Origin of the sequence: Paenibacillus sp. MY03 (assembly GCF_002165585.1) — a bacterium.
GTDB lineage: Bacteria > Bacillota > Bacilli > Paenibacillales > Paenibacillaceae > Pristimantibacillus > Pristimantibacillus agaridevorans.
In genome coordinates this window covers 133,210-159,621 of the sequence record NZ_MXQD01000008.1, presented here as the reverse complement: position 1 = coordinate 159,621, position 26,412 = coordinate 133,210, and the positions used below count along the sequence as shown (strand labels likewise).

19 protein-coding genes and 1 other annotated feature are annotated in these 26,412 nt (G+C 53.5%); of the genes, 1 reads left to right on the top strand and 18 read right to left on the bottom strand.

All coding sequences use genetic code 11. From position 1 onward, the window contains the following. Positions 1-68 precede the first annotated feature (68 nt). The 16 genes from B1748_RS09830 to lspA all read right to left on the bottom strand — a co-directional run bounded on the left by B1748_RS09830 (position 69) and on the right by lspA (position 21,366). Complete coding sequence (locus B1748_RS09830) at positions 69-1,616, bottom strand: ABC transporter substrate-binding protein (protein ID WP_087567719.1); 1,548 nt, start codon at positions 1,614-1,616, stop codon at positions 69-71. Then, complete coding sequence (locus B1748_RS09825) at positions 1,603-2,508, bottom strand: ABC transporter ATP-binding protein (protein ID WP_087567718.1); 906 nt, start codon at positions 2,506-2,508, stop codon at positions 1,603-1,605. Before B1748_RS09825 ends, B1748_RS09830 begins: the two co-directional genes overlap by 14 nt. Positions 2,509-2,514: 6 nt before the next feature. Further along, positions 2,515-5,418 carry an ABC transporter permease gene (locus tag B1748_RS09820; RefSeq protein ID WP_087567717.1) on the bottom strand — a complete coding sequence of 968 codons (2,904 nt, stop codon included), beginning with the start codon at positions 5,416-5,418 and terminating at the stop codon, positions 2,515-2,517. Between the two features lie 3 nt (positions 5,419-5,421). Then, the gene (locus B1748_RS09815) at positions 5,422-6,489 is read right to left on the bottom strand and encodes an efflux RND transporter periplasmic adaptor subunit (protein ID WP_087567716.1); all 1,068 of its coding nucleotides are present in this window, start codon (positions 6,487-6,489) and stop codon (positions 5,422-5,424) included. Next, positions 6,455-7,243, bottom strand: a complete 789-nt coding sequence (locus B1748_RS09810) for an ABC transporter ATP-binding protein (RefSeq protein WP_256975601.1) — start codon at positions 7,241-7,243, stop codon at positions 6,455-6,457. Before B1748_RS09810 ends, B1748_RS09815 begins: the two co-directional genes overlap by 35 nt. A 143-nt stretch (positions 7,244-7,386) precedes the next feature. Continuing rightward, the gene (locus B1748_RS09805; RefSeq protein WP_087567715.1) at positions 7,387-9,117 is read right to left on the bottom strand and encodes a methyl-accepting chemotaxis protein; all 1,731 of its coding nucleotides are present in this window, start codon (positions 9,115-9,117) and stop codon (positions 7,387-7,389) included. A 170-nt stretch (positions 9,118-9,287) separates the two neighbouring features. Then, on the bottom strand, positions 9,288-9,935 hold the full coding sequence (gene pyrE, locus B1748_RS09800; protein WP_087567714.1) for an orotate phosphoribosyltransferase: 648 nt from the start codon (positions 9,933-9,935) through the stop codon (positions 9,288-9,290). After that, on the bottom strand, positions 9,928-10,662 hold the full coding sequence (gene pyrF, locus B1748_RS09795; protein WP_087567713.1) for an orotidine-5'-phosphate decarboxylase: 735 nt from the start codon (positions 10,660-10,662) through the stop codon (positions 9,928-9,930). The genes pyrE and pyrF overlap by 8 nt, the downstream gene beginning before the upstream one ends. Before the next feature lie 23 nt (positions 10,663-10,685). Further along, positions 10,686-13,913, bottom strand: a complete 3,228-nt coding sequence (gene carB, locus B1748_RS09790; RefSeq protein WP_087567712.1) for a carbamoyl-phosphate synthase large subunit — start codon at positions 13,911-13,913, stop codon at positions 10,686-10,688. Further along, positions 13,900-15,045 (bottom strand): carbamoyl phosphate synthase small subunit, encoded by a 1,146-nt coding sequence (locus tag B1748_RS09785; RefSeq protein ID WP_087567711.1) that lies wholly within the window; start codon positions 15,043-15,045, stop codon positions 13,900-13,902. The genes carB and B1748_RS09785 overlap by 14 nt, the downstream gene beginning before the upstream one ends. A 223-nt stretch (positions 15,046-15,268) precedes the next feature. Then, the gene (locus B1748_RS09780) at positions 15,269-16,555 is read right to left on the bottom strand and encodes a dihydroorotase (protein ID WP_087567710.1); all 1,287 of its coding nucleotides are present in this window, start codon (positions 16,553-16,555) and stop codon (positions 15,269-15,271) included. A 95-nt stretch (positions 16,556-16,650) separates the two neighbouring features. Next, positions 16,651-17,553 (bottom strand): aspartate carbamoyltransferase catalytic subunit, encoded by a 903-nt coding sequence (locus B1748_RS09775; RefSeq protein ID WP_087567709.1) that lies wholly within the window; start codon positions 17,551-17,553, stop codon positions 16,651-16,653. Between the two features lie 5 nt (positions 17,554-17,558). Further along, complete coding sequence (gene pyrR / locus B1748_RS09770; protein WP_087567708.1) at positions 17,559-18,131, bottom strand: bifunctional pyr operon transcriptional regulator/uracil phosphoribosyltransferase PyrR; 573 nt, start codon at positions 18,129-18,131, stop codon at positions 17,559-17,561. A gap of 435 nt (positions 18,132-18,566) precedes the next feature. Next, the gene (locus B1748_RS09765; protein WP_256975600.1) at positions 18,567-19,808 is read right to left on the bottom strand and encodes an LL-diaminopimelate aminotransferase; all 1,242 of its coding nucleotides are present in this window, start codon (positions 19,806-19,808) and stop codon (positions 18,567-18,569) included. Between the two features lie 96 nt (positions 19,809-19,904). After that, on the bottom strand, positions 19,905-20,861 hold the full coding sequence (locus B1748_RS09760; RefSeq protein WP_087567707.1) for an RluA family pseudouridine synthase: 957 nt from the start codon (positions 20,859-20,861) through the stop codon (positions 19,905-19,907). Next, positions 20,839-21,366, bottom strand: coding sequence for a signal peptidase II (gene lspA / locus B1748_RS09755; RefSeq protein WP_087567706.1), 528 nt, complete (start codon positions 21,364-21,366; stop codon positions 20,839-20,841). The genes B1748_RS09760 and lspA overlap by 23 nt, the downstream gene beginning before the upstream one ends. A 229-nt stretch (positions 21,367-21,595) precedes the next feature. Between lspA and B1748_RS09750 the strand changes: the two genes are divergently transcribed. Continuing rightward, positions 21,596-22,324 carry a TraR/DksA C4-type zinc finger protein gene (locus B1748_RS09750; RefSeq protein ID WP_087567860.1) on the top strand — a complete coding sequence of 243 codons (729 nt, stop codon included), beginning with the start codon at positions 21,596-21,598 and terminating at the stop codon, positions 22,322-22,324. A 24-nt stretch (positions 22,325-22,348) separates the two neighbouring features. On the opposite strand, the gene B1748_RS09745 is transcribed toward B1748_RS09750, so the two are convergent. Beyond that, positions 22,349-22,762: a DUF5665 domain-containing protein gene (locus B1748_RS09745; protein ID WP_306299320.1), complete on the bottom strand. Its 414-nt coding sequence runs from the start codon at positions 22,760-22,762 to the stop codon at positions 22,349-22,351. An 87-nt stretch (positions 22,763-22,849) separates the two neighbouring features. Continuing rightward, entirely contained in the window at positions 22,850-25,942 is a 3,093-nt protein-coding gene (gene ileS, locus B1748_RS09740; protein WP_087567705.1) for an isoleucine--tRNA ligase, read from the bottom strand. A gap of 58 nt (positions 25,943-26,000) precedes the next feature. After that, positions 26,001-26,304 (bottom strand) — a binding site (T-box leader). Positions 26,305-26,412 lie beyond the last annotated feature (108 nt).

Genomic DNA, 26,412 nt, shown 5'->3' with positions numbered 1-26,412 from the left:
CATGAAAATATCCCCATGCACAAGGCTAACATGTGCATGGGGATTTCGATTATACTCTCACGATTCGCTTACTCAGCAACTACTGCTTCTTCAACCGTAGCCTCGACTTTGACGTCATCTAAAGGTCTCGGAATGCCGACACCGCCGCCTTCGCCCATTTCGGATTTTCCGGCGAGGATCGCGTTGCCTCGGGTCTCCCACTCGGCAAGGGCCGCTTTTGTCTCCATGGTGCCATCAAGCACCTTCTGGAACATCTCGTAACCAATTTGACGCGCTTCCCAGATACCTGGCTTTTCACGGTAAATCGCTTCTTCATTGACAGAGGATGGCGGGAGCGGCTTCAGAAGCGTGAAGGCATCGATATTGTACGTCATGCCGCCTACCGGCTTCAGGAATTCCTTACGAGCCACAAGTTCGTAGTTGCTTCTGGATTTCAGCTTTGCCCAATCTCTGCTATTGGAGAACTTGATAAAGTCCCAAGCACCGTCCGGATTCTGAGCTTTCGTATTAATCGCCATCAACTGACTCAAATTGATGTTGCCGCCGGAATCGACATTGGTCGGATGAGTTGGTACCGTGACGACGTCCCAGTCTACCATCTCGAAGTCCTTGATGCTTGCAGCGTTATCGCTGAATTTCTTTAATTCGCTGACGTAATAAGATTCGCTGATCATCATCGCTACTTTGCCTTGCACGAACAGATCGCCGTAGAACGGATCATTGCCGCCCCCTTGGGCGATTTTTTCGTACATCTGATTGATGAACTCTTGATCCGGTACAATTTTTTCTTTATACAGACCAGACACAGTGTCGAATACTTCTGCCCATTGATCGCTGTTGACAAGCATTTTTTCGCCTTTGTCATCCCATGTTCTTAGTTGAAGCGCAGTGCTATAGTTCTGCACATCATTAAAGCCGTCGGAATTCCAGCGGTTGAACGAGAAGCCGAACGTACGGTCGACGCCTTCGCCGTTGGCAACCTGACGAGCTTTGGCGAATACGTCGTTCCAGCTCATTTTGTCAGTCGGCGGCTCAACACCCTTGTCTGCGAAGAGCTTTTTGTTGTAGTAGAGCGCAGAAGATGTGAATGTCGGAGTCAGAGCATAGATGCTGTTGTCTCCTGCCGCTTTAATCCCTTCAATAACCGTTGGGACATAATCGGAAAGGTCGAATTTATCCTTCGCAATGAGCGGGTCAAGCGGCTTAAGCAGGTTATCCTGCGTGAATCTTCTGAGCAGATTGTAATCGATGACGACGACGTCTACCGGATTCTGCCCTTCCATCAGCTTTTTCATTTCTTCATAAGGATCAGGTTGATCAGCCGGCTTGCCAGGCTCCGAGGATTGCGTAAATCGTTGATTGTCGTAATTGATCGCCCCAACGATCTCGAATGCGACATTCGGGTATTGGAATTCGAACATATCGGTATACTGCTGACGGAAGTACGGCTCATTGTCAGAACCGCCATACAAGACGCCAATACGCAGAACGCTGGTCTCTGCTCCGGAAGGATCGTTCCCGCCCGAACAAGCGGACAACATGCCCGCAGTCAGCGTCAGCGACATGCCCAGCATAGTCCATCTGGAGAAACGTGATTGTTTACTAGGATTTATCATTGCCATTACCCCCCAATAATTTTGGCGAAGAGATGATAATCCGCTCTCCGTCGAATTCCATTGTTGCTTTATCCTTAATGCCCAGTGCAGTAAGAAATTCCTTGGGTACTTGCAGCCGCCCTACCCGATCGACGACTACATAAGCTTCATGCACGCCCGTCAGACCTTTCGCGGTCGGCTGCACAGAATCGGATCCATCTAGACCGATATTCGGATTCCGTTTAATAAATTCGGTGCTCGTTAGTCCATCTCGTATGGCAACAACCCGATCGACCTTGCTTGCAAGCGTCATGTCATGCGTAACGATGACGATGGTGACGCCAATCTCGCGATTAAGCTTCCGGAAGATCCCCATGATCATATCCGACGTCGCGGTATCAACGGAGCCGGTCGGCTCATCCGCGAGCAGGAGCTTGGGACGATTGGACAAGGAGATGGCGATCGCCACGCGTTGCTGCTCGCCGCCCGACAATTGATGGAGCTTGTTGTACATCCGCTCCTTCAAGCCGACCCACTCCAGCAATTGCTTAGCATATTCGCGATCCACCTTGCCGGAAAGCATCATCGGCATCTCGACATTCTCAAGCGCCGTCAAGTAAGGCAGCAGGTTCCTGGCGTTGTTCTGCCAGATGAACCCTACGGTTTCGCGCTTGTATTGGACAAGCTCCTCTTCCGTTATTTTGAGTAGATCCCAAGGTCCAACCTTTACCTGACCAGCCGAGGGGCGGTCGAGCCCGCCCAGCGTATTTAGCAGCGTCGACTTGCCGCTGCCGCTGTTGCCGATGATCGCCATCAGCTCGCCATCCTCGACCGTCAAGTTCAAGCCTTGAAGCGCAACGACCTCGAGATCATCGGTTTTATAAATTTTGACTAACCCTTCGCAATGAATCATGGACCGTTAACGCTCCTCTCCCATCTTGACCGCTTGGTGTACCTTCAATCTCCGGATGTGCAGGAAGAGCAGCAACGCGCCTACGAACATCATAAAACCAACGACGTAGAACAACTGATTCGTATCGCTTGCCTCGAACACGACCCGGAAAGGCGGTACAGTCTCTGCGACGTTATCCGCAGTCTGCAGGAACGGCAGGAAGATCAAGCTGACGACTTTTCCGATCACGATGCCGAGACCGATAGCAAGTCCCGCGGTGAACAACTGCTCCAGAAGCATCATGCCGGTAAGCTGCTTACGCGACAAACCCATCGCTCGCAATACGCCGAACTGCACGACACGACCGGACAGATTAAAGAACCAATATAGAATGTATCCGGCAAGCGTGATCACGACGGATACAAGAAACCCTAAGCTCAGAATGCCGAATACCCCGCCCCGCGTCGGATGTTTGGACTCGGTTATGAGTTGCGTCCGCACATCGTCTACAGACGCGAGCTCAATGCCTTCCTTCTGCAGCTTATCGACGATCGGCGCGACCAATGCGTCCGGCTCCATCTTCAGCCATACCTCGTAAGGCATGATCGGAATCTGGTCATAGATATAATCGAGATTCGTAATAATGAATGGCGATCTATCCGGATATTGACTCGGCCAATAAGGCAGAATGCCTACAATGGAGAAGTCGATCATGCCATCCGTGAAGCCAACGGATACGGTATCGCCCAGCTTAAGCTGGTATTTCTCCGCGACTCCGGTCGGAATGATCGCAGCATGCTCCACGAGCCCGAGATTCGCCAAGTATTGGAACGGATGCACCGGGTACAAGTCATCACGGAACCAGGCCACTTCGGAGAAGTCCTTGTTGTCGATGCCGAGAATGGTTCCCTGACCGATCGACTTGCCGGAGATAACGACATTGCCCTTGGCCTTCAATACGCGGGCTGCCGCTTCCACGCCATCCAATGTACGGAAGATCTCAAATGGCGGCTCGTTATATAGATAACGTGTTGGCACTCCGCCTCCATTGCCACCGCCACCGCCGTTGCCTCCTCCGCCATTGCCGCCGCCGCCGGAACCTCCTCCGTTACCTCCGTTACCGCCATTGCCGCCGCCGTTCCCGCCGCTTGGAGGCGTTACTACAGGAGTTCCGTCCCATACGGTCTGAATAATGACATCCGATCCGTATTTATATAAGGTGCGTTCGGTCGAGTTGAGATCGATCGTGCGCGCGGCAGACGCATTGTATACGCCAAGACCGAGTGTCAGCACGAGCAAAATCATTAGCGGGTAATACCCTTTGGACGATCTCGAAAGCTGCGTCAGCGTCAAGTACAACGGCACCGGAAGGAACTTGCGTCCGAGCCAATTGAACAACTTAAGCAGCCATGGGAACAGCCTCAGGAAGAACAAACCTAATGCGAATATCGCTAACGCCGGCACGAAAAACAGAAACGGCTGCACATTAAGCTGATCCGTCGTCATGCCCGTCTGGAACGTCAGCATTTGACGTTCATTAAACATATACCATCCATAACCAGCCGCGCCGAGCAGCAGCACGTCAAGGAACCAACGCTGCCAAACCGGCTTGCGGTCCGAACGCGCGAGCTCCTGCTTGTAGCTCACGATGGAGGAACGCGCGTAGATGACGGCCGGGATTACTGTGGCTAAAATAGCCAGCAATACCGCCGCGCAACCTGCGATGATGGCTTCCGTCGAAAAGCCGACCGGAATCGATGCCCGGTTGACGAAAGACAGGAAACCGTTAGCAGAGCCGATGCTTTTTGCCATGAACCAGCCGATAAAAGGTCCCGTAGCCAAAGCAACAGCACCTAGCATCAGGCCCTCCAGCAGATAAATCCATATGATCTGCCGCGTTCCTGCGCCTCGGCTTCGCAACACAGCGATGTCGCTGCGCTGTTTATCCAACGATTGGCGCGCATTCATCGCGATGAAGTAGAATACCATCGCAATCATCGGCGCGGCAAGCGTGAACAGCAATGTCTGAAGCTGCAAGCTTTGCTTGCGGAATTCCGTCAATGTGGACGCGAACGAAATTTCCACACGCGTATCTTTCATGCGCTGGTAGAGCTCGATGTTAAGCCGCTCCAGCGTTCTGCCAAGAGGAGACAATTGACTCGTCTTAACCTCGGACAGATCGAATGCGTAATACCAGCCGCCGTTATGCAGCGGTATGCCAAACTTCTCGAGCAGCACCTTCTGGAAGACGGCTTCGCTGACCTGCAGCGAGCCAAGCAGCCCTTCCAGACCCTGATACCAGTAAGGGTTAGCGGCGTCGACTGGATTAAAGGCGCCGACGATCTTAACCCGTAACGTCAGATTAAGTCCGCCGTATACCGGGTATTCGAATATATCGCCAATATGGATGTCGTTGCGGTACATCGCCTCCTCCATCATGACGGCTTCGATGATTTCTCCGTCGCCTGCTCCATCGTCGAACCACTTGCCCTGTGCGATCTCGCCATGTTCGGCTAGGCCTGACATTGTCATTAGAGACAATTGCCTGTTGCGGCCCGCATCGACCTTGCTGGGATCCTCCGGTACAACATCGGAGCTGCGGATAGAATACGTTTTCTGGTACGTGTCATATGTAAAACCAATGCTTTGCGGAACCTCTTCTTTAATGTATCGCTCCAGCTCTGCCAATGCCGTCAGGTCCGTCTTCTCGCCAGGGGTGGATTGAAAACGCATGAGCAGCGAGCCTGCCGGCATGCCGGTGCTCTTTTCCTGCAGCGACTGGGCAACGACGCGCTTAAGCGCTCCGTCCGCATACATCGGAATGCTTGTCGCGAACGCGACCGCCATCGTAAGTCCCGCAAGCGTGCTTAACGTCAGCCATCTTGTATTCCACATCTTGCGGAATATGAATCGAAACAGCGGAATACCCATGTTTTATCGACCTACGACTTTCTGCCCCGGCTTCAGCCCCTGCAAAATTTCGATATCCGTAGCAGTCTGCTGACCGACCTCGACGTCCACCTCGCGTTTGCCTTCATTATCGATAACTTGAACATAAGTGCGTGAACCGATGTTACGGAGAGTGGAAGGCGGAATAACGACTGCATTTTCCGTCCGTTTCGTAATAATATTAATGGAGATCGGCGTACCGCGCGCAATGTCCTTCGGCAATTCCGGGAGGTCAACGATCATGAAATCCTCGGGACGCTCCGGCTTATTCTCGCCTTGAGGCGGGTTGTTGCCGTTATTGCCTTCCGTCGTCTTCACCGGCATCTGCTTTACCGTTCCCTTGAAGTTGCCGACGCTGCTGATCGTCACGACGGCTTCCATGCCAGGAGCAATCTTCTCGAGCTCCGTCTTCGTCAGCTTGGCCGCCGGCGTCATAAGAGCGGTATCCGCTACGATCGCGATCGGGGCATAGGCTTTGACAACATCGCCTTTTTGCGCGCTCACCGATACGATTGTCCCCGAATAAGGCGCTACGATCGTCGCTTTGGCGATCTCTTCCTCCATGTCAACGAGCTTCTGGCGTTTCTCCTCGAAGGCGATTTGTTTCTCCTCGAACTCCAGCGGCTCCATCTCGTCGCGCATCCGGAGCGTTTCCTTCATGGCATTTTCTTCGCGTTTAAACGCGAGTCTCTCATTGCGGAGCGACTTCTTTAAATCCTCGACATCAAGCTCTCCAATAAGGTCTCCCGCTTGCACGGTATCGCCCGTTTTGACGTAAAGCTCTTTCAAGTGTTTATTTTCGAGCGTAAAATACAACGTTTCTTCCTGGGTGGAAATCACTTTGCCGATGACCTGAACCTTTGTCTCCAGCGTCTTTGTCGTTACCTCGTATTCCGGCCTTTTCGAAATTTGAGGCGGAACGATCTCCGGCAGCACCTCCTCCGCTTTTTCGTCTGGCAGCAACGAGCATCCCCCTGCGAACACCAGCGATACGCTCAGCGCGGCTATTATGGACTGTTTAGATAAACTTCCCGTCCACCATTTCATAGACATGGTCGGCAACCTCCAAAATCGTAGGATCATGTGTAGTCATGCAAATTGAGACGTTTTCTGTTGTGATGATATTTTGGAAAACCGACATAATTTGTGCGGACATTCCCGTATCCAGCTCTGCAGTCGGCTCGTCGGCTAGCAGCAAGAGCGGCTTGTGAGCGATGGCCTTCGCGATAGCTACGCGTTGCTGCTCGCCGCCGGAAAGCTCGAATGGACGATGATGCATCCGCTTCTCCAGGCCGACCAGCTCAAGGCACTGCTCAACTCGACTCTTCCATTCCGACCTTGGCGTTCCCGCCATGCGAAGCGAGAGCTCAACGTTCTCCCAGGCAGACAGCAAGGGCATTAACGCGAACGCTTGGAAAATAAAACCCATCTGCCTGCGCCTTACATGGGTTCGCTCGTCGTCGCTCATTCGGCTGAAAGGAAGGCCATTAAATAGGATTTCTCCCTTGCTCGGCGTATCCAATCCTCCAAGGCAGTTGAGCAGCGTCGTTTTGCCCGAGCCAGAACGACCTTTCAGCATGACAAGCTGATTGGGCATAACGGACATCTGAATGCCCTTGAGGACATGCAGCGTATTGCTGCCAACCTGGAACATTCGTTCCACTTGGTTAACTAACAGCAATGGTCCGCCAGTTGCGCTATCTCCGCCCTGCTTATCTTGGGCAGAGTCAACGCTGCTGTTCGGAGTTTGCTCGATCATCTCTTGTTTCATCGTTTGCTGTTCCGTACCGGCATACCCCTCCCGCATTCTCTATCTTCATATTTCTAATCTTACATCATAGACGGAATAGACCAAGAAAAAGTTACGCATCTTGGGCATTTATCCCTAACTTTTTTCGTTAGCAAAAAAACGCTGCACCGCAGGGAATAACGGAGCAGCATGATGTCCATTTATGCCTTTACTTTAAATTGGCCAACGGCCGCTCCCAGTTGATCCACGATATGATCCAGCGTGCGGGATGCGTCTGCAATATTGTCCGTCAGCGCCAGCTGCTCTTCCGTAGCAGCCGCTACGTTTTCCGTTTTCTCCAGACTTGCGGCAGCCGAAGCCGCCGATTGTTCCGAAGACGCGCTTACCTGCTCGGAGCTCGCGGACATCTGCTCCGTTATCGCCGAGCTTTCCTGCAGCTGCTCCGTCATCTTGTTGACTGCGGCACTAATCGCATTTAAGCGGAGGTTCAGCTGAGCGACGCGATTATTGCCATCTTCCACCTCTGCAAGCGTTTGACGCATAACATCCGAAGCGTTGGCGATCTCCCCTCTTGTTTCCGTTACGAGATCGTTAATGCCTTCCGCAGATGCGAGAGAGCTTGCGGCAAGCTTGCGAATCTCGCCGGCAACGACTGCAAAGCCTTTGCCATGTTCGCCGGCGCGAGCAGCTTCGATAGATGCGTTAAGCGACAGAATGTTCGTTTGGTTCGAGAAAGTCGTAATGTTTTCCGCGATGGAGCCGATCTGTCCGGAACGCTTCTCGAGCGTTTCAATAATTCCGGAGAGGCGATGAATGACATCAACCATGCCTTGCATTCGTTCTTCCAAACGATTCAGCGCTTCACGGCCTTCGTCTGCTTCTATCGAAGTGGAAGCGGAGTGATCCGCCATAGTCGACGTATTTTCCGCGATGCGGCCTATGCCAACCGTCATCTCTTCGATGGCGCGAGAAGTCTCTGCAGCGCCCCGTGCCTGCATTTCGGAATTTTGCGTTACTTCCGCGATTTGTCCCGCCACATGCTCCGATGCCGCCGCGGACTCCGATGCAGCGATCGATAAGCGCGTGGAGGAACTTTTAACTTCGGAGGCGTTCTGGACGACTCCCGAGATCAATCCATGCATCCTCTCGATCATGTCGTCCACGGAATGGAGGATCCGTCCAAGCTCGTCTTTGCCATACTTGGCGGCGCGCGGCGATGTCAGATCTCCTTGGCTCACCAGGTTGGTCTTTTCGAGTACTTTTCTGATCGTAGAGGTCATCGCGCGCGTAATCAGGATCAGCATAACAAGAAGCAGCAAAGTAACGACGATGACAGCGACAAACGTAAAGAGCTGCGAGGAGTCCAGGTTTGATTCGATCTCCTCCATCTTCTCGTCCGCAAAGGCTTCAATGTTCTTCACGACTTCGTCTACGCCGGTGCGGGCGGTCTGGAACAAGGAGTCGACTTCCGGATTTACGGCAAGCGGTTTGCCGTCATTTGCTGCCGCAGAAGCCGCCGAAAACCATGCGTTATAGTTGTCATCAAACGAATTCAAAATGTCGCTGACTTTCGCAGCGGATTCTCCTTTGTCCAGTTGGAGCAATCCAGCGGATTCCATTAACGTCTTCGCGGAAGCGACTCTCTCGATTGCTTGATCCTTGTTCGCAATCATCTCTTCATTCATCGTTTTTAGCGAGGCCGCGTCCAACGCGCCCGATTCGATCAGAAGATAAGCATTGTTGGCTTGATAGAGATCGCGGTCTGCATTAAGCATGAGCCTGCTAACCTGATTGGAGGTTTCGTGTATGGACGACTTCATATCGTCGAATACTTTCCGTTGCTCTCCCAAAAGCATAAGTCCGGTCATCGTATAAAAAAACAAAGGAACAGCTGCCAAAACAACCAATTTTAAACCAACTGAAATTTTCATATTCGTCTCTCTCCTCGTCTTATTACCGATACTTATTTATCGGATAAAACGAAGGCAATATGTAACAGCAACCCTAAACTTTTTAAATTTTATTTGTCGAAAAAAAACGTTCCGGCTCTCAACCGGAACGTTCTTTATTTCGGGTGTTACAACTACTGCAGAGAATATCGTTACTTCCCGAACGATTGAGGATTTTGGCGCCATGCTTGAAGCGTCGATACATCAGCTTCTGCCACGAGCCCTTGCTGCGCCGCTTCTTGTATAAGCGCCGAGTAGTTCGACAGCGTCTCAAGCTGGAATCCATCATCTTCGAATGACTTTGCGGCGGAATCAAATTGATACGTGAAGATCGCGAGTACAGCAAGCACTTCGCCGCCCGCCTCACGAACGGCTTGAGCAGCCTTCAGCGAGCTGCCGCCCGTCGAGATCAGGTCTTCGATGACGATAACCTTCTGACCTTCGGCGATGCGGCCTTCGATCTGATTCTGTTTGCCATGTCCCTTCGCCTTATCGCGAATGTATGCCATAGGCAGGTTCAGCTTCTGCGACACCCAAGCGGCATGCGGAATGCCCGCTGTCGACGTGCCCGCAATGATCGCAGCATCTTGATAACGCTCGCGTATGATCGTCGCGAATCCCTCTGCGATCATATCGCGAATCTCGGGATAACCCATCGTCAAGCGGTTATCGCAATAGATCGGCGATTTGAGACCCGATGTCCATGTAAACGGTTCGTTCGGACGAAGAGCAACGGCTCCAATCTTCAGCAGGCTTTTCGCGATCTCTTGGGGCAAATTCGATAATGTCAGCTTAGTCAACTGCAATCAGCTCCTCGATGATAGATTCAATCGCGGCGCGCGGCTCCGGCGACGCCGTTATCGGTCTTCCGATAACCATGTAATCCGTTCCTTGGCGTAACGCCTCGCCCGGTGTCATGATGCGGGATTGGTCTCCGACATCAGAACCGGCAGGACGAATGCCAGGCGTTACCGTGACGAAATTACCGCCGCAAACGGACTTGATCGCGACGACCTCGGACGGTGAAGCGACGACGCCTTGCAGACCTGCCGTTCTTGCCAACTTTGCATAACGAATGACCGACTCTTCCACTGGGCCGGGTATGCCGATCTGTTCGTTCATAACAGAGACGCTCGTACTCGTAAGCTGCGTCACCGCGATGACCGCTGGCGCGGTACTGCCGTTAGGGAGCGCCGCTTGAACGCCTTCCATCGCAGCCTCCATCATGGCTGTGCCGCCGCCTGCATGGACATTAAACATATCGATGCCCAGCTTCGTTACGCTGCTCGCTCCGCCTTTGACGGTATTCGGTATATCGTGCATTTTGACATCCAGGAAGACGTAATATCCGCGTTTCTTAAGGCTCTCCACAAAGGATGGGCCTGCAGCATAAAACAGCTGCAAACCCACCTTCATATAACAGGGAATGCCCTTCAGCTCCTCGATCAGTCGTTCGGCCGCCGCGGCGTCCGGATAATCCAGAGCCACCATGATGCGTTTCGCGGCCTGTTCGCTTGTCAGCTTCATCTGCGATTCCCCCTATTTACTTGTTATTTGCCGGATTTGCTCAGCACAGGCATGGCATGGGACGAGAAGTTGATCGTCTCCATCATGCGGAGAAGCGCACGGACCGTATCAAGCGATGTCATGCAAACGACTCCGTTCTCGACTGCTTCGCGGCGTATGCGGAAGCCGTCGCGCTCAGGCGCCTTGCCTTTCGTCAGCGTATTGACGACGAATTGCGCTTTGCCTTCGCGGACCATGTCCAGAATGTTCGGCGAACCTTCGCTCAGCTTGTTCACGCGTTGCACATACAAGCCTGCCGCTTCTAACGCATCCGCCGTACCGCCGGTTGCCATAATTTTATAACCGATTTGGTTGAAGCCTCGAAGCAGCTCCACCGCTTCTTCTTTGTCCTTGTCGGCCACGGTAGCGATGATGGTTCCGGATGTCGGAATTTTCATGCCTGCGCCGATGAGACCTTTGTACAGTGCTTTCGCATACTGCACGTCGCGTCCCATTACTTCGCCCGTCGACTTCATCTCCGGAGTCAGCGTCGGGTCGACGCGGCGCAGCTTGGCGAAGGAGAAGACCGGCACCTTGACGGAGACGTATTCGTCTTCCGGCCACAGACCGTCCACATAGCCCTGAGAAGCAAGCGTTGTGCCGAGAATCGCTTTGGTCGCCAGGTTCGCCATCGGCAGGTTCGTCACTTTGCTCAGGAACGGAACCGTACGGGACGAACGCGGGTTAACCTCGATCACATACACTTTCTCATTGTGAATTACGTATTGGATGTTAACGAGACCGATGACCTCGAGTTCTTTCGCGATCTTGATTGTAATTTCAACGATCTGCTGCTTGATGTCATCCGAGAGCGATTGCGGCGGGTAGACCGCAATGGAGTCGCCGGAGTGAACGCCTGCGCGCTCGACATGCTCCATAATGCCCGGGATCAGAACCGTCTCTCCGTCGCAGATCGCGTCGACTTCCGCTTCCTTGCCCATCATGTAGCGGTCGATCAGGACCGGATGCTCCGGATTGATCTTCACGGCTACTTCCATGTAGTTTAGCAGTTCCTCATCAGAGTATACGATCTCCATAGCCCGTCCGCCCAGAACGTACGATGGACGTACAAGCACCGGATAACCGAGCTTCTGTGCCGTTACAACCGCTTCTTCGACCGATGTTACCGTGCTGCCTTCCGGCTGCGCGATGTTCAGCTTGCGAAGCAGCGCTTCGAACTTCTTGCGGTCTTCCGCCGCGTCGATGCTCTCCAGGCTGGAGCCCAAAATGCGTACGCCTGCTTTAACCAGAGGCGCAGCAAGGTTGATGGCGGTTTGGCCGCCGAATTGCACGATTACGCCGATCGGATTCTCTTGTTCGATGACGTTCATAACGTCCTCGAAGAAAAGCGGTTCGAAGTAGAGGCGGTCGGAAGTGCTGAAGTCCGTCGACACCGTCTCCGGGTTGTTATTGATGATAACAGCTTCGTACCCCGCGTTCTGGATCGCCCACACCGCGTGAACGGTCGAGTAGTCGAACTCGATGCCTTGACCGATCCGGATTGGACCGGAGCCGAGCACGAGAACCTTTTGTTTAGACGTCTCCGTCACTTCGTTCTCCACCTCGTACGTGGAGTAGTAGTACGGTGTAGTCGCTTCGAACTCGGCCGCGCACGTATCAACCATCTTGTAGACCGGCTTTAGTCCATTCTGCAATCGGAATGCGCGAACCTCCGCCTCTGTTGTATGGCTGCCGTTCGGGAACCCTTCCTTGCGGATTTCCGCGATGGAGCGGTCGGAGAAACCTTTGCGCTTCGCTTCGTACAGGGTTCCCGCCGACAGCGTTGCTTCCTTGCGCAGACGGTCTTCGAAAGCGACGATAGACTCGATTTTGTCAAGGAACCACCAGTCGATTTTCGTGATGTCTTGAATTTCTTGCAGGGAGAAACCGCGGCGGAATGCTTCCGCTACGAGGAACATACGCTCGTCATCCGGCTTCTCCAGGCGATTGCGCAGTACCGAATCTTCCAGAGAACCCGCTTCCTTGAGATGCAGACGGTGAGCGCCGATCTCCAGTGAACGAACAGCTTTATGGATGGATTCTTCGAAGGTGCGGCCGATGGCCATAACTTCGCCGGTAGCTTTCATCTGAGTTCCGAGCTTGCGGTTGGCGCTAACGAACTTGTCGAACGGCCAACGCGGAATCTTCGATACGATATAGTCGAGCGTCGGCTCGAAGCATGCGTAAGTTTGACCCGTAACCGGGTTAACCAGCTCATCCAACGTGTAGCCTACCGCGATCTTCGCAGCCATCTTCGCGATCGGATATCCTGTCGCTTTGGAAGCCAGCGCGGATGAACGGCTTACACGCGGGTTCACTTCGATGACGTAGTATTGATAGCTGTGCGGATCCAGCGCGAATTGCACGTTGCAGCCGCCTTCGATATTGAGCGCGCGGATGATTTTAAGCGACGCGGAACGAAGCATCTGGTACTCGCGGTCGGACAACGTCTGCGAAGGCGCAACTACGATGCTGTCGCCCGTGTGCACGCCGACCGGGTCGAAGTTTTCCATGTTGCAGACGACGATGCAGTTGTCGTTCGCGTCGCGCATCACTTCGTATTCTACTTCCTTCATGCCGGCGATCGACTTCTCGATGAGACACTGGCTGATCGGGCTGTAGCGAATGCCGGAAGCCACGATTTCGCGAAGCTCTTCTTCGTTCGCGCAGATGCCTCCGCCTGTACCGCCAAGCGTGTACGCAGGCCGAACGATGATTGGATAACCGATGGAGTTCGCGAAGTCGACGGCATCTTCAACCGTCGTAACGATCTCGCTCTCAGGCACCGGCTGCTCCAGCTCGCGCATCAGATCACGGAACAAGTCGCGGTCTTCCGCTTTCTCGATGGCGATAAGCTGCGTGCCGAGAAGCTTAACGTTCTCGCGCTCCAACACGCCTGCACGCGCCAGCTCTACGGCCATGTTAAGGCCGGTTTGACCGCCAAGCGTAGGCAGCAAGCCGTCGGGACGTTCCTGGCGAATGATCTGGGAGACGAACTCCAGCGTGATCGGTTCGATATAAACCTTATCCGCCATGTTCGTATCGGTCATGATCGTAGCCGGGTTGCTGTTAATAAGCACAACCTCGTAGCCTTCTTCTTTTAGTGCCTGGCAAGCTTGCGTACCGGCATAGTCGAACTCCGCCGCTTGTCCGATCACGATCGGCCCGGAGCCGATCACGAGAATTTTTTTCAATTCATTATTTCTGGGCATACTCAAGCTCTCCTTTCAACGTCTCCGACAAGACGGCTTGACGAGGTTTTTGCGGGTTGTTTTTTTTGTGCTCGCGGATCATCTCAAGGAATTCGTCGAACAGGTAGCTGGAATCGAACGGACCAGGCGCTGCCTCCGGATGATATTGAACGGAGAAGGCAGGGTGTACGTTATGCTTCAAGCCTTCGATTGTTTTGTCATTGTTGTTGATGTGAGTCACTGTCAGCTGCGTGCCGTGAACCGTATGGTCAAGCACCGTATAGCCATGGTTCTGCGATGTAATGTAGCAGCGGTTCGTAGCCAGCTCCTTGACGGGATGGTTGCCGCCGCGATGACCGAATTTCAGCTTGCCCGTGTCTGCTCCGCAAGCCAGCGCGAACAGCTGATGACCAAGGCAGATGCCGAAGATCGGGAATTCGCCGATCAACTCGGAAATCATCTTCACGGCATGCGGTACGTCTTTCGGGTCCCCAGGGCCGTTGGACAGCTGAATGCCGTCAGGTGCCAAGCGGCGAATCTGGTCTGCCGTCGTGTCATGCGGAACTACGACTACGTCGCAGCCGCGTTGCGTCAATTCGCGCAGGATGCCGCTTTTGGCGCCAAAGTCGACCAATACGATGCGCTCGCGGTTGCCAGGACTGGAGAAAACATTTTTGGTGGATGTGCGTGCTACCTGATCTCTCAGCAGTTGAGATGCGTTCAGGCGTTCGGCCAGTTCTTCCACTTTTTCGTTGCCAGTCGTGATCAATCCTCTCATCGTACCGAAATGACGTAGCTTGCGAGTCAGCATGCGCGTATCGATATCGCTGATGCCGGGAATGCCGTACTCCTTCAGCAGTTGCCCCAGCGAATATTGCGCGCGCCAGTTGCTCGGAACAGGCTCATGGCGGCGAACGACGAAGCCGTGAATGTGAGGGCGCAGCGCTTCGAAGTCATCGCGCGTAATGCCGTAGTTGCCGATCAATGGATAGGTCATCGTAACGATCTGTCCGCAATAGGATGGATCGGAGAGCACCTCTTGATAACCTGTGATACCTGTATTAAAAACGACCTCGCCCGTCATTTGCGTTTCCGCACCGAAGGACAGACCGGTGAACAACGTTCCGTCTTCCAACAATAATCTTGCTTGCATCCGTCTCACTCCTCAGCTGTTAGTAAGGTTGTTCAAAAAGTCCGCTTCCCATCACGAAGTATCCCAAGAAGCCTACTCGACATCGAATATTGAATTCAGGCGAAACTTCCGGTGCTCACTTAGCTCTGCTAAGCTCTGCTCCTCAGTTTCTACCTTCATCCAATCTTCTCGGTGCTGAAAACCGAACTTTTTGAACTCTCATTTAAATGCCCTCTATGTGAATTTATTCCGACCAAACAATGTTTCCATTCACGATTGTCGTTACCGGCCAACCCTTGAGCTGCCATCCGCCGAAAGGCGTATTGCTGCTCTTGGACAGCGTATCTGCCGGATCTACCGCTCTTTCGCTCTCCAGATCGACGATCGTGATGTCGGCAGGCGCCCCAACCTCCAGCCTTCCCGTGTTTAACCGGAACACGCGGGCAGGGTCCTTCGTCATTTTCTCCAGCAGGAATCCGAGACTCCAGCGGCCGGTCTCGACGAACTTCGTATAGAGCAGCGGGAATGCCGTCTCGAAGCCAACGATCCCAAATGGCGCAAGATCAACTCCGCGAGCCTTCTCTTCCGCGCTGTGCGGCGCATGGTCGGTGACGATCATGTCGATCGTGCCGTCCTCCAGACCCTCGATTACGGCTTGAACATCGCGCGGCGTGCGAAGAGGCGGGTTCATCTTCCAATTAGCGTCATCGAGCCCCGGGATATCCTCATCCGACAAGATCAGGTGATGCGGGCAAACTTCTGCGGTAATTTTTGTACCGACCGACTTGGCCAGACGGATAAGTCTGACCGACTGCTCCGTGCTGACATGGCAGACATGGTAATGAACGCCGGTAGCTTCGGCCAGCAGAGCGTCGCGGCCTACATGGATGGCTTCCGATTCGTTCGGGATCCCTTTGATGCCGTGCTTGCGGGAGAATTCGCCTTCCGATGCCCAAGCGCCCTCCACAAGCGTATCATCCTCGCAGTGTGCGATGACCGGCATGTCGAGCGATCGAGCCAGCGCCATCGCGTCTTTCATCATCTGCGCATTTTGTACGCCTACGCCGTCGTCCGTGAAACCGATCGCGCCTGCTTCCTTAAGAGCGGCGAAGTCGGTCAGCTCTCGGCCCAGTTCGTTCTTGGTGATGGCCGCATAAGGCAGCACCTTTACGATACCGGCATTTTTCGCTTTGTCGACCACATATTTGACCGTCTCCGGCTTATCGATGACCGGGCGCGTGTTCGGCATGCAGGCGATTGTTGTAAATCCGCCTTTGGCTGCGGAGCGCGAGCCTGTAATGATGTCTTCCTTATGTTCGAAGCCCGGATCCCGCAAGTGTACGTGCATGTCGATAAAGCCTGCCGACACCAGCTTGCCTCCTGCATCCACAGCATCTGCCGATCCTGTGTCGACATCCGCTCCGCTATCGAGAAGCTCGGCTATGATGCCGTCCTCGATACGGATATGTTTGCTCTCGAGACGTTTTGTCCCCTCGTTCCAGACATTGCCGTTCTTAATCCATAATGACATGTTGACATCTCCATTCGACCCAAAAGTCCGATTCTGTCTCGCCCGCCTTAAAAGAGGCTCTTATAATGAAGCTGGACAGCTGACCAGCTGATTGTCTAACTTAGCGCCCGCTCCACAACCGCCATTCTTACCGGAACCCCGTTTTCCATCTGCGGGAAAATTCTCGATTGCGGATGCTCCACCAGCTCGTCGTCGATCTCCACGTTCCGATTTACTGGCGCCGGATGCATGATGATGGCATGCGAATTCATTCGCGAAGCACGTTCCGCCGTCATCCCGAACTGTTCGCGATAGGATTCCGCCGAGTTCAGCATGCCGCTCTCATGACGCTCCAGCTGTACGCGCAGCATCATGACGACATCGGCCCCAATCGCTTCTTCTATCGGAATATATGGTGCATCCAGCTCCATCGCTCTCATATTGTCCGGGGCGCAGAAGCTGACGTTCGCTCCCATCTTGCGAAGTCCGTACAAGTTGGAACGCGCTACTCGGCTATGCAGTATGTCCCCGATAATGGATACGTTTAGCCCTTGCAGACTGCTGCCAAAATGTTTGCGAATCGTGTACATATCCAGCAGCGCCTGTGTCGGATGTTCATTATTGCCGTCGCCGGCGTTAATGAGCGGCACCTTGATCTTCTCGGCCAGTTCAGCGAGAACGCCGATCGGCTTTAGCCGGATAATGCCGACGTCTATGCCCATGGATTCAAGAGTGCGCACCGTATCGTAAATCGACTCGCCCTTCTGCACGCTGGAAGCAGCAGCGGAGAAGTTGATCACTTCCGCTCCAAGTCTTTTCTCCGCGACTTCAAACGAAAAGCGTGTCCGCGTGCTGTTCTCGAAGAACATGTTTGCAGCGAATTTTCCAGCCATATGCGAGTGCACTTTGGATGGATGGTTCTCCCAATATGCCGCCCGATCCAAAATACCTTCAATTTCCGCCTTGTCGAGCTCTTTCAGACCGAGCATGCTGCGCTCCTTCAGTTGCGTTACCGTCATGCCGCTTACCCCCTATGATGAATGATGGTCACTTGATCCTTCAAGTCGATCTCCTGAAGCGATACTTGGATTTGTTCTTGTTTGGAGGTTGGCACGTTTTTGCCGACAAAGTCCGGCCGGATGGGAAGTTCGCGATGGCCGCGGTCCACGAGCACGGCAAGTTGAATGCTGCGCGGTCTCCCGCAATCCATCAGCGCGTCCATGGCAGCCCTTATCGTACGTCCGGTATATAATACGTCGTCGAACAGAATGATCCGTTTGTCCTTCGTCCGGAATGGGATTCCGTCAATCTCGCCGAGTGCGGCAGCCGATTCCATCTTGGCCGTCGCAACCGATTCGTCTTGGCGATCGTCCCGATATTGCGTAATATCCAGTTCCCGTACCGGTACCGGCTTGCCTTCGATCTCGCCGATGCGTTCGGCTACCCGATTTGCAATGTAAACGCCGCGAGTCCGAATGCCGACGATTACGCAATCGTCAATGCCCTTGTTCTTCTCGACGATTTCATGAGCGATCCGCGTAAGCGCACGGCGTATCGCCGTATCGTCCATAATGACCAGATGTTCTTCTTCTGCCATGTCCGCGCTCCTTTCTGCCTCGCCTCATCCGATGATTCCTTGTCGTCCAACATTTAGCGCGTCCCGACGTCGGTCATACAAAAAGACTCCATGCGAAGATGTCCGCAAGGAGTCTGTGACCAGTCGGGAAAAAATCGGAGCCCACTCGTCGCATCATGATTTCAAAAACACGAATGCGGGTGGATTGTCCAATTCCGTCCATTAATGACCAATATTCACGCTACCTTGCCAGCCTCTCGGGACTGAGTTAAAGGTTCTGCTTAGTATCATTGGAATTATCCCACGTTCGACAAGCAATGTCAATAGTCAATGCCATCATAGCCGATGTTGTCGAATGAAAACCGTTGGTTATAGAAGTCGTGGTTAGTGTTCGTCCAATCCAGCAGCCTATTCAAGGGTAGCGTTGGCAATACGTTCATGTTCGATCAAACTGCCTTACAAGCTCAGCTTGCGGATCCGTTCGACCGCCTTAACCGTGTTCTCGCGGCTGCCGAATGCCGTCAGGCGGAAGTAGCCTTGACCGCTTTGACCGAAGCCTACGCCCGGAGTACCGACGATATTGGCTTCGGACAAAAGTTTGTCGAAGAAGCTCCAGGAATCCATGCCTTGCGGCGTCTTTAGCCAAATGTAGGGAGCGTTTACGCCGCCGAACACTTCCAGTCCGATGGAAGCGAGACCCTCGCGGATAATGCCCGCGTTCGTCATGTAATAGTCTATCAGCTCGGAGATTTGTGCCTTGCCCTCCGGGGAATAGATCGCTTCGGCGCCGCGTTGCGTCACGTAGGAGACGCCATTGAATTTCGTTGTATGGCGACGATTCCACAGGTCGTTGATCACGACGGAGTTGCCGGCAGCGTCAAGGCCTTTGAGCCCGCGCGGCACTACCGTGTAAGCGCAGCGTACGCCAGTAAAGCCGGCTGTCTTGGAGAAGCTGCGGAATTCGATCGCGACTTCCTTGGCGCCTTCCACTTCGTAGATGCTATGCGGAACGTCATCCTCCTGGATGAAAGCTTCGTACGCGGAGTCAAACAGAATAAGGCAATTGTTTTCGCGAGCATAGTCTACCCAAACCTTCAACTCGTCCTTCGTCAGCGTCATTCCAGTCGGATTGTTAGGATAGCATAGGTAGATCAGATCCACTTTGCGGTCCGGCAGAAGCGGCTTGAAGTCGTTCTCCGCCGTGCACGCCAGGTAGACGATATTATCGTAGCGTTTCGTCTCCCCGTTGTACTTTCCGGAGCGTCCTGCCATAACGTTTGTATCTACATAAACCGGGTATACAGGATCCTGAACCGCTACAATGCTGTCCGCGCTAAAGATCTCCTGGATATTGCCTACGTCGCACTTGGAGCCGTCTGACACGAATACTTCATTCGATGCGATTTCCACGCCACGGGTCCTGTAGTCGTTTTCGATGATCGCATTGACCAAAAAGTCGTAGCCTTGCTCGGGGCCATAACCTCGAAACGATACCGGCTGCGCCAGCTCGTCTACCGCTCCGTGCATAGCTTTAAGGACAGCTTCCGGCAAGCCGCGCGTTACGTCTCCGATACCGAGACTAATAATTTCGGCTTGGGGATTCTCTTGCATAAATTTCGTACGGCGTTTTGCGATTTCGGAAAATAAATAGCTGCCTTGCAGCTCCAAATAGTTCTGGTTAATGGATGTCACTTGCATTCACCTGTCCTTGTTTCGATTTTTATCCGATTGAATATAGGATATCGTACTTGGACGTCAAGGATCATGCAGAATGTGAGCAAAAGTTTGCACTTGTTAGCGGTGACGCAGATTAACCAGAATTTGTTCCATATCGCTTGGCAAAGCGGCCTCAAAATGCAGCCTCTTTCCCGTACGCGGATGCGTGAAACCCAGCACTGCCGCATGCAGAGCCTGTCCGTTCAGCGGAACCGTCTTATTGCGCCCGTAGACTGGATCTCCTGCCAGCGGATGGCCGATATATTTCATATGGACGCGGATTTGATGCGTGCGTCCAGTCTCGAGCTGGAGCTCCAACAACGAATAGTCTTCGCCGATTCGCTCCAGCACGACGAAATGAGTGACGGCCGTCTTGCTGTTGCGATCCGTGACGGTAAACAGCTTGCGATCGGCAGCATCCCTGCCGATCGGGGCGTCCACGGTTCCTTGGTCATGCGGCAGTTTTCCATGCACGAGCGCGATGTATTTGCGCGTGACGCTATGCTCTTTGAGCTGCTCTGCCAGCGAAACATGCGCAAGATCATTTTTGGCGGCCATCAACAAGCCCGTCGTATCCTTATCGATCCGATGCACGATACCCGGCCTTAGCAAACCGTTGATTCCGCTCAAGTCTTTGCAATGATACATTAACGCGTTGACAACCGTCCCGGAGGAATGTCCGGGAGCGGGATGGACGACCATCCCTCGCGGTTTATTGATGACGATGAGATCACTGTCTTCATACACGATGTCGAGGGGGATATTTTCAGGCATAATATCCGCTTCTTGCGCCTCGGGAATGACCAGGACGACGGTATCTCCTTCGCTCAGCTTGTAATTCGCTTTGATCGAACGTCCGTTTACCGTAGCCGCGCCTTCTCTGATCCATTCCTGCACTTGCGTGCGCGACAAGCCGGCTTGTCCAAGCTCGGCCAGTTGATCCACTATAAATTTGTCCGCGCGTTCTCCAGCCGTTTCAGGCCGTATCCGCCATTCCAGATCGTCCTCGCGATCAAGAGACAGGTTGCTGCTCATGTTGTTCGGGCTCCTTGTTTTGCTCTTGGTTTTGTTTTCTTTTCTCATCCCTGGCGACGAGCAGCGTATCCAGCAAAATCAATCCGACGCCGATCACGATGCCGGAATCCGCAATATTGAAGATCGGGAACGTATAGCTGCCAAAGTTGAACTTGAAAAAGTCGACAACCTCGCCGAAGCGAACGCGATCGATGAAATTGCCGACTGCGCCGCCCAGCACAAGCGCGAGGCCCGTCAGCAGAATCGGCTTGCCGGATTTGCGCATGAGCTGAATATAAGTAATCAGCCCGATTAAAATAACGGTCGTAATAATGATGAAGAACGTTCGCTGCTCCTGCAGAATGCCAAATGCGGCGCCTCTGTTCCGGTGCGAAGTGATCAGAAAGAAATTGCCGATCACGCTGATCTCGTCGTACAGCTCCATTCGGGTCGCTACGATTTTTTTGGTAATAAAGTCGAGCACGAACACGAATACAGCTAGCAGATAATACAAGAAAACACGCATGGGATCACTCCTATAAAGTTTGAGATGGCTATGTATTCCGGCACATACGACCGCTCCACATAGTGTAGCACAGGAACGGGTACGGAGCCAACGCAGCGAGGCGGGCATCATGCGGGTACGATGCGCAATAACCAGGCTTCCATGCATGTCCATACTGAAATCCGGCCATTCGGCAGAAACTACGCAGGACAAGACGAAGATTGATCAACAAAGGATGGTGCCCCATTCCATGAACTCATTATCGAAATCGCAACGCGACCTGCTCAGAAGCAGATTAACGGATGACCAAGCCGATATCGAATCACGGTTAGAGCAGAACGAACATGATGGACTGTCCGAAGCTTTGCGCGATTCTACAGGCGAGCTCTCGCCTATCGACAATCATCCCGGAGATGTCGCATCCGAGCTGTATGAACGCGAAAAGGACATTGCGCTTCTGGAGCAAGAGGAGTTGCACCTTAGACGAATCGAAGCTGCCCTCGACGCCATGGACAAGGGCAGCTACGGAACTTGCGTCGCATGCGGCAAGGATATACCGTTCGAGCGTCTCGATGCCGCACCTGACACCCTCTACTGCATCGATCATGCACCGCGAAACATCGTGAGCGATAATCGTCCCGTCGAGGAAATATTTCTAAAGCCTCCGTTCGGCAGAAGCAGCCTCGACGAACATGAATATAACGGCTTCGATGGCGAGGATGCCTGGCAGATCGTAGAGCGCTTCGGCAATGCGGATTCGCCTGCCATGTCAGAGAACCGGGACGTCGCCGATTACGACCACGTAGGCATAGAAGCGGACGAGAACGACGGCTTCGTGGAGCCGCTCGAAAGCTTTGTGGCAACAGACATTACCGGCCGTCACGTCTCGATCGTGCGCAATCGGGAATACGACCGGTACATGCATAGCAACGAAGGCGATTCCGACTTGCAATACGATGATCAATTCGATGAGAATTAACTCTTATTCGTAAGTACGCTTCAATTAATATTGTTTGCCCTCCAGCTGAATCTGTACGATCTTCACGATATCCGCAATATAATCGCCGATGATGGGCAGGTTGAGCGCACCGAGAATTCGAAGCACATACAAAATCGTGGCAGCAAAGAAAGTAAAGCCAATTGCGATACCGATGCCTCTTGCCGTTCCGGCAAGCAGGTTGCGCCAGATTAGCTTTAAGGGCTTGTTGAGCAGATCGACGTACTCCGCAATATGGGTACGTTCCATATTGGTGGCCACGTTCTCCAGCCTCTTGTCGACGGCTTCTAGCGATCTTTGAAGCACGGTGAGGTCCTTAGGCTCGTGCACGGCAGACTGGGTTTCGTGTTTCGCTTGCTTCGACTCTTTCCTCGCTTCTTTGTCGTCCGTCCACTTCGAATTATCCCGTTTCATTCGCATCGCAACATTACACCTCCGTTACAGAACAAGGAAAGCCCGCTCCGCCGGCATGGCGGCAAGCGGGCTTCTCACTCTTATACTATAACCTTAACCCTTGATGAAAATGCCAATTTCCTTATCGCCAAGGGAAACTCGGTCCATGCCTTCCGTTACCCCGAAGGATAAGGATTGAAGCAATACGTTTTCGTTCAACACGTTCTCGAACGTCCGAAGCGCCTCTTGAAGCGTCGGCTCGGCGTCCAGCACAAGGTCGATGCGTTTCTCGATGGGCAGATCCAGCTTCTTCCGCGTGTCCTGAACGGCGCGAATCACCTCGCGAACCCATCCCTCTTGCTCCAGCTCAGGCGTAATATCGGTATTTAGCGCGACGGTCACGCCGCTGTCCGATGCCGATGCGAAGCCCGACTTCGCTTGTTTCTCCACAAGAAGCTCATCGATGGAGATTTCCAGCGACACCCCGTCGTCGGTCGAGAAGGAGTAGCCTCCTCCGTTAACAACGGCGCGTGTATCGTCTGGCGTCATGGCTTTCAGGGATGCCTGGATAGGGCCTACGTATTTGCCGTATTTCTTGCCGGCAACCTTGAGATTCAGCTTCAAAGTGAAATCAACAAAGCCGCTGTCCGAGGTTTGAACGGTGATGGCCTTGACGTTGATTTCGTCCTTGATGATTTCCTCGTATTCGGCAATCGCGAAGTCGCGATCCAGCGATACGATCAACTCGGATAACGGCTGGCGCGTCTTGATGGATGTTTCGTTCCGCACATTCCGCGCAAGCTCGACAATTTGTTTCGCGCTGTCCATATCCCGTTCCAGCGCGGCATCGATCAGCGATTCATCCGCAGCCGGGAACTCGGCCAGATGGACGCTGTCTTCGCCGCCGAGATTGCGGTACACGTCGTCCGCGAGAAGCGGAGCGTATGGGGCGATCAGACGAGATAACGTCATCAGCACGTCGCGCAGCGTCGTATATGCAGCTATCTTATCGGCAGAGAGGCCGCTGCCCCAGAACCGATCGCGCGAACGGCGGATGTACCAGTTGCTGAGCTCATCCACGAAGTTCTCGATCGCTTTGGCCGGATTCAGGAAGTCGTTGCTATCCAAGCCTTTGGAAACTTGAGCAATCAGGCTGTTCATCCTCGACGTAATCCAGCGGTCGAGCTTGTTGTCCGATCTACCTGATTTGTGCTGCGCAGGATCAAAGCCGTCAATTGTTGCGTACAAGGCGTAGAACGCGTGCGTATTTACGATCGTGTCTATAACTTTGGACTTCGCCTCGCCTACAATGCCGCGCGAGAATCGTTTGCTGTTCCAAGGAGCGCTGTCGGCCAGAAGCGCCCAACGGAATGCGTCCGTTCCGTACTCGTTGATGATCTCCCATGGATCGATAACGTTGCCCTTTGATTTGGACATCTTCTGTCCGTTCTCGTCCAGGATATGTCCCGTCGAGATAACCGCCTTGTACGGCGCCTTGCCATTATAGAGCGTGGATACGGCCAACAGGCTGAAGAACCAGCCGCGCGTCTGGTCGATGCCTTCGCAAATGATGTCCGCGGGATATTGCTCCTCGAACGTCGCTTCATCTCCGAACGGATGATGCTGCTGGGCGAACGGCATGGAGCCGCTGTCGAACCAGACGTCGATTACTTCCGGCGTACGACGCATAACGGCGCCTTCCGCGAACGGCGACTTCAGCAGAATGTCGTCTACATACGGCTTATGAAGCTCAATATCCTCAGGCACTTCACCCACCGCACGGGCACGTAAATCCGCGATGCTGTCCGGCGCATACTGCTGTCCTGTCTCCTCGCAAACCCAAACGTTAAGCGGCGTGCCCCAGTAACGGTTGCGGCTGATGTTCCAATCGACCAGATCCTCCAGAAACTTGCCGAAACGGCCTTCGCGGATATGGCCCGGGTACCAGTCCACCTTGCTGTTGTTCGCGATGAGCTGATCCTTGACCGCCGTCGTCTCGATGAACCAGCTCTCCGTTGCATAATACAGAAGCGGCGATTTGCATCGCCAGCAGAACGGATAGCTGTGCTCATAACGCTCCTTGGAGTAGAGCAGCCCCTTCTCGCTAAGCATCTTCACGATGTCGACATCGCAATCCTTGACGAAACGTCCCGCAAGATCCGTTACCTCGTCTACGTAGCGTCCGGCATTGTTTACGACGCTCAGCATGCTGATGCCGTTCGCGCGGGCGACTTTGTAGTCGTCTTCGCCGTGCGCGGGCGCGATATGGACAATGCCCGTACCGCTGGTGTCGCTGACGAAGTCGCCGGCAATAACGATATGGCCTTTCTCGATGGGCACGTATCGGAACGGCGGCTCGTAAGAACGGCCGACCAGTTCCGCGCCTTTCACGGTGGACAGGATTTCGAAATTCTCCTTCAGGACGGATTCCGCCAATGCGGCTGCCACAATGTAAACCTCGCCGTCCTTCGACGCGCGAACATAATCAAGCTCGGCGTTTACGGCAAGCGCTACGTTCGCCGGGAGAGTCCAAGGCGTCGTCGTCCAAGCCAGGATGAATTCGCCGGAATCCTGCAGCTTGAATTTCGCGGTCGCGCTAAGATCCTTTACGTCCTCGTAGCCTTGCGCGACTTCATGCGAGCTCAGCGTCGTCTGACAGCAAGGGCAATACGGGCTTACCCGATGGCCGCGGTACAGCAGCCCTTTTTTGTGAATCGTGGACAAGATATGCCACACGCTCTCGATATATTCGTTCTTCAGCGTAATATATGGATTATCCAGATCCGTCCAGTAGGCGATGCCTTCCGTCAATTCGCGCCATTGCTTCTCGTACTCGAACACGCTGTCCTTGCACTTTTTCACAAAAGCTTCTACGCCGTAATTTTCGATTTCCTGCTTGCCGGAGATGCCAAGCTGTTTCTCGACGCCAAGCTCTACAGGCAAGCCATGCGTATCCCAACCCGCTTTGCGCACGACACGGTATCCGGACATCGTCTTGTAGCGGCAAATAAAGTCCTTGATAACCCGTCCGAGGACGTGGCCGATATGCGGCGCTCCGTTGGCTGTCGGCGGTCCCTCGTAAAAGACGAAATTCGGCTTGCCTGCCCTGTTCTCGATCGATTTCCTGAACGTGTCCTCTTCTTTCCATTGCGCCAGTACCCGCAGCTCGCGGCTGCGCGCGCGTTCCTTAACGTCTACGCGTTGCATCACTCAACAGCTCCTTCAATTGATATGTCGGCAAAAAATAAAATAAACCCCGCCCCTGTAAAGGGACGAGGTTTGCTCGCGATACCACCCTTGTTCCGCAGCCTGTACAGCTCCACCATAGGAACTCTCCGATCATCCCGACGACGATCAGCGGCTGCGACACCTTGTCTGCGAACCCGACTTCGATTCGCGGTCCCTGTAACGGAGGACTGGCCGTCGACGCTTAATGCTGCACTTCTCGCAGGTTAGGCGGCGCTTCTCGGAGAGGATATTCGGTAACGGCTCATACGCCGGGCTTGCAGCAATCGCCGGCTCTCTGTGGAATGATTCCGATACGTACTTGTTCTCGTCAAGGAAGTTACATTCATCTTATGTTGCCTTTAATAGTTAAGTTATAACGAATTCTCGAACGAATGTCAAACGATATTGTCGCAAGATTTCTCATGCAAACATCGAAGCTGTCTCCAGCC

Coding starts and splice junctions, on each gene's coding strand:
- B1748_RS09810 (WP_256975601.1), bottom strand. CDS start 7,243: ATGCGGGAGGGGTATGCCGGTACGGAACAGCAAACGATGAAACAAGAG.
- lspA (WP_087567706.1), bottom strand. CDS start 21,366: ATGCGTGTTTTCTTGTATTATCTGCTAGCTGTATTCGTGTTCGTGCTC.
- B1748_RS09825 (WP_087567718.1), bottom strand. CDS start 2,508: ATGATTCATTGCGAAGGGTTAGTCAAAATTTATAAAACCGATGATCTC.
- B1748_RS09775 (WP_087567709.1), bottom strand. CDS start 17,553: ATGACGGTAACGCAACTGAAGGAGCGCAGCATGCTCGGTCTGAAAGAG.
- B1748_RS09750 (WP_087567860.1), top strand. CDS start 21,596: ATGAACTCATTATCGAAATCGCAACGCGACCTGCTCAGAAGCAGATTA.
- B1748_RS09765 (WP_256975600.1), bottom strand. CDS start 19,808: ATGCAAGTGACATCCATTAACCAGAACTATTTGGAGCTGCAAGGCAGC.
- B1748_RS09760 (WP_087567707.1), bottom strand. CDS start 20,861: ATGAGCAGCAACCTGTCTCTTGATCGCGAGGACGATCTGGAATGGCGG.
- pyrR (WP_087567708.1), bottom strand. CDS start 18,131: ATGGCAGAAGAAGAACATCTGGTCATTATGGACGATACGGCGATACGC.
- B1748_RS09815 (WP_087567716.1), bottom strand. CDS start 6,489: ATGTCTATGAAATGGTGGACGGGAAGTTTATCTAAACAGTCCATAATA.
- carB (WP_087567712.1), bottom strand. CDS start 13,913: ATGCCCAGAAATAATGAATTGAAAAAAATTCTCGTGATCGGCTCCGGG.
- B1748_RS09785 (WP_087567711.1), bottom strand. CDS start 15,045: ATGCAAGCAAGATTATTGTTGGAAGACGGAACGTTGTTCACCGGTCTG.
- pyrF (WP_087567713.1), bottom strand. CDS start 10,662: ATGAAGCTGACAAGCGAACAGGCCGCGAAACGCATCATGGTGGCTCTG.
- B1748_RS09820 (WP_087567717.1), bottom strand. CDS start 5,418: ATGGGTATTCCGCTGTTTCGATTCATATTCCGCAAGATGTGGAATACA.
- B1748_RS09805 (WP_087567715.1), bottom strand. CDS start 9,117: ATGAAAATTTCAGTTGGTTTAAAATTGGTTGTTTTGGCAGCTGTTCCT.
- B1748_RS09745 (WP_306299320.1), bottom strand. CDS start 22,762: ATGCGAATGAAACGGGATAATTCGAAGTGGACGGACGACAAAGAAGCG.
- ileS (WP_087567705.1), bottom strand. CDS start 25,942: ATGCAACGCGTAGACGTTAAGGAACGCGCGCGCAGCCGCGAGCTGCGG.
- B1748_RS09780 (WP_087567710.1), bottom strand. CDS start 16,555: ATGTCATTATGGATTAAGAACGGCAATGTCTGGAACGAGGGGACAAAA.
- B1748_RS09830 (WP_087567719.1), bottom strand. CDS start 1,616: ATGATAAATCCTAGTAAACAATCACGTTTCTCCAGATGGACTATGCTG.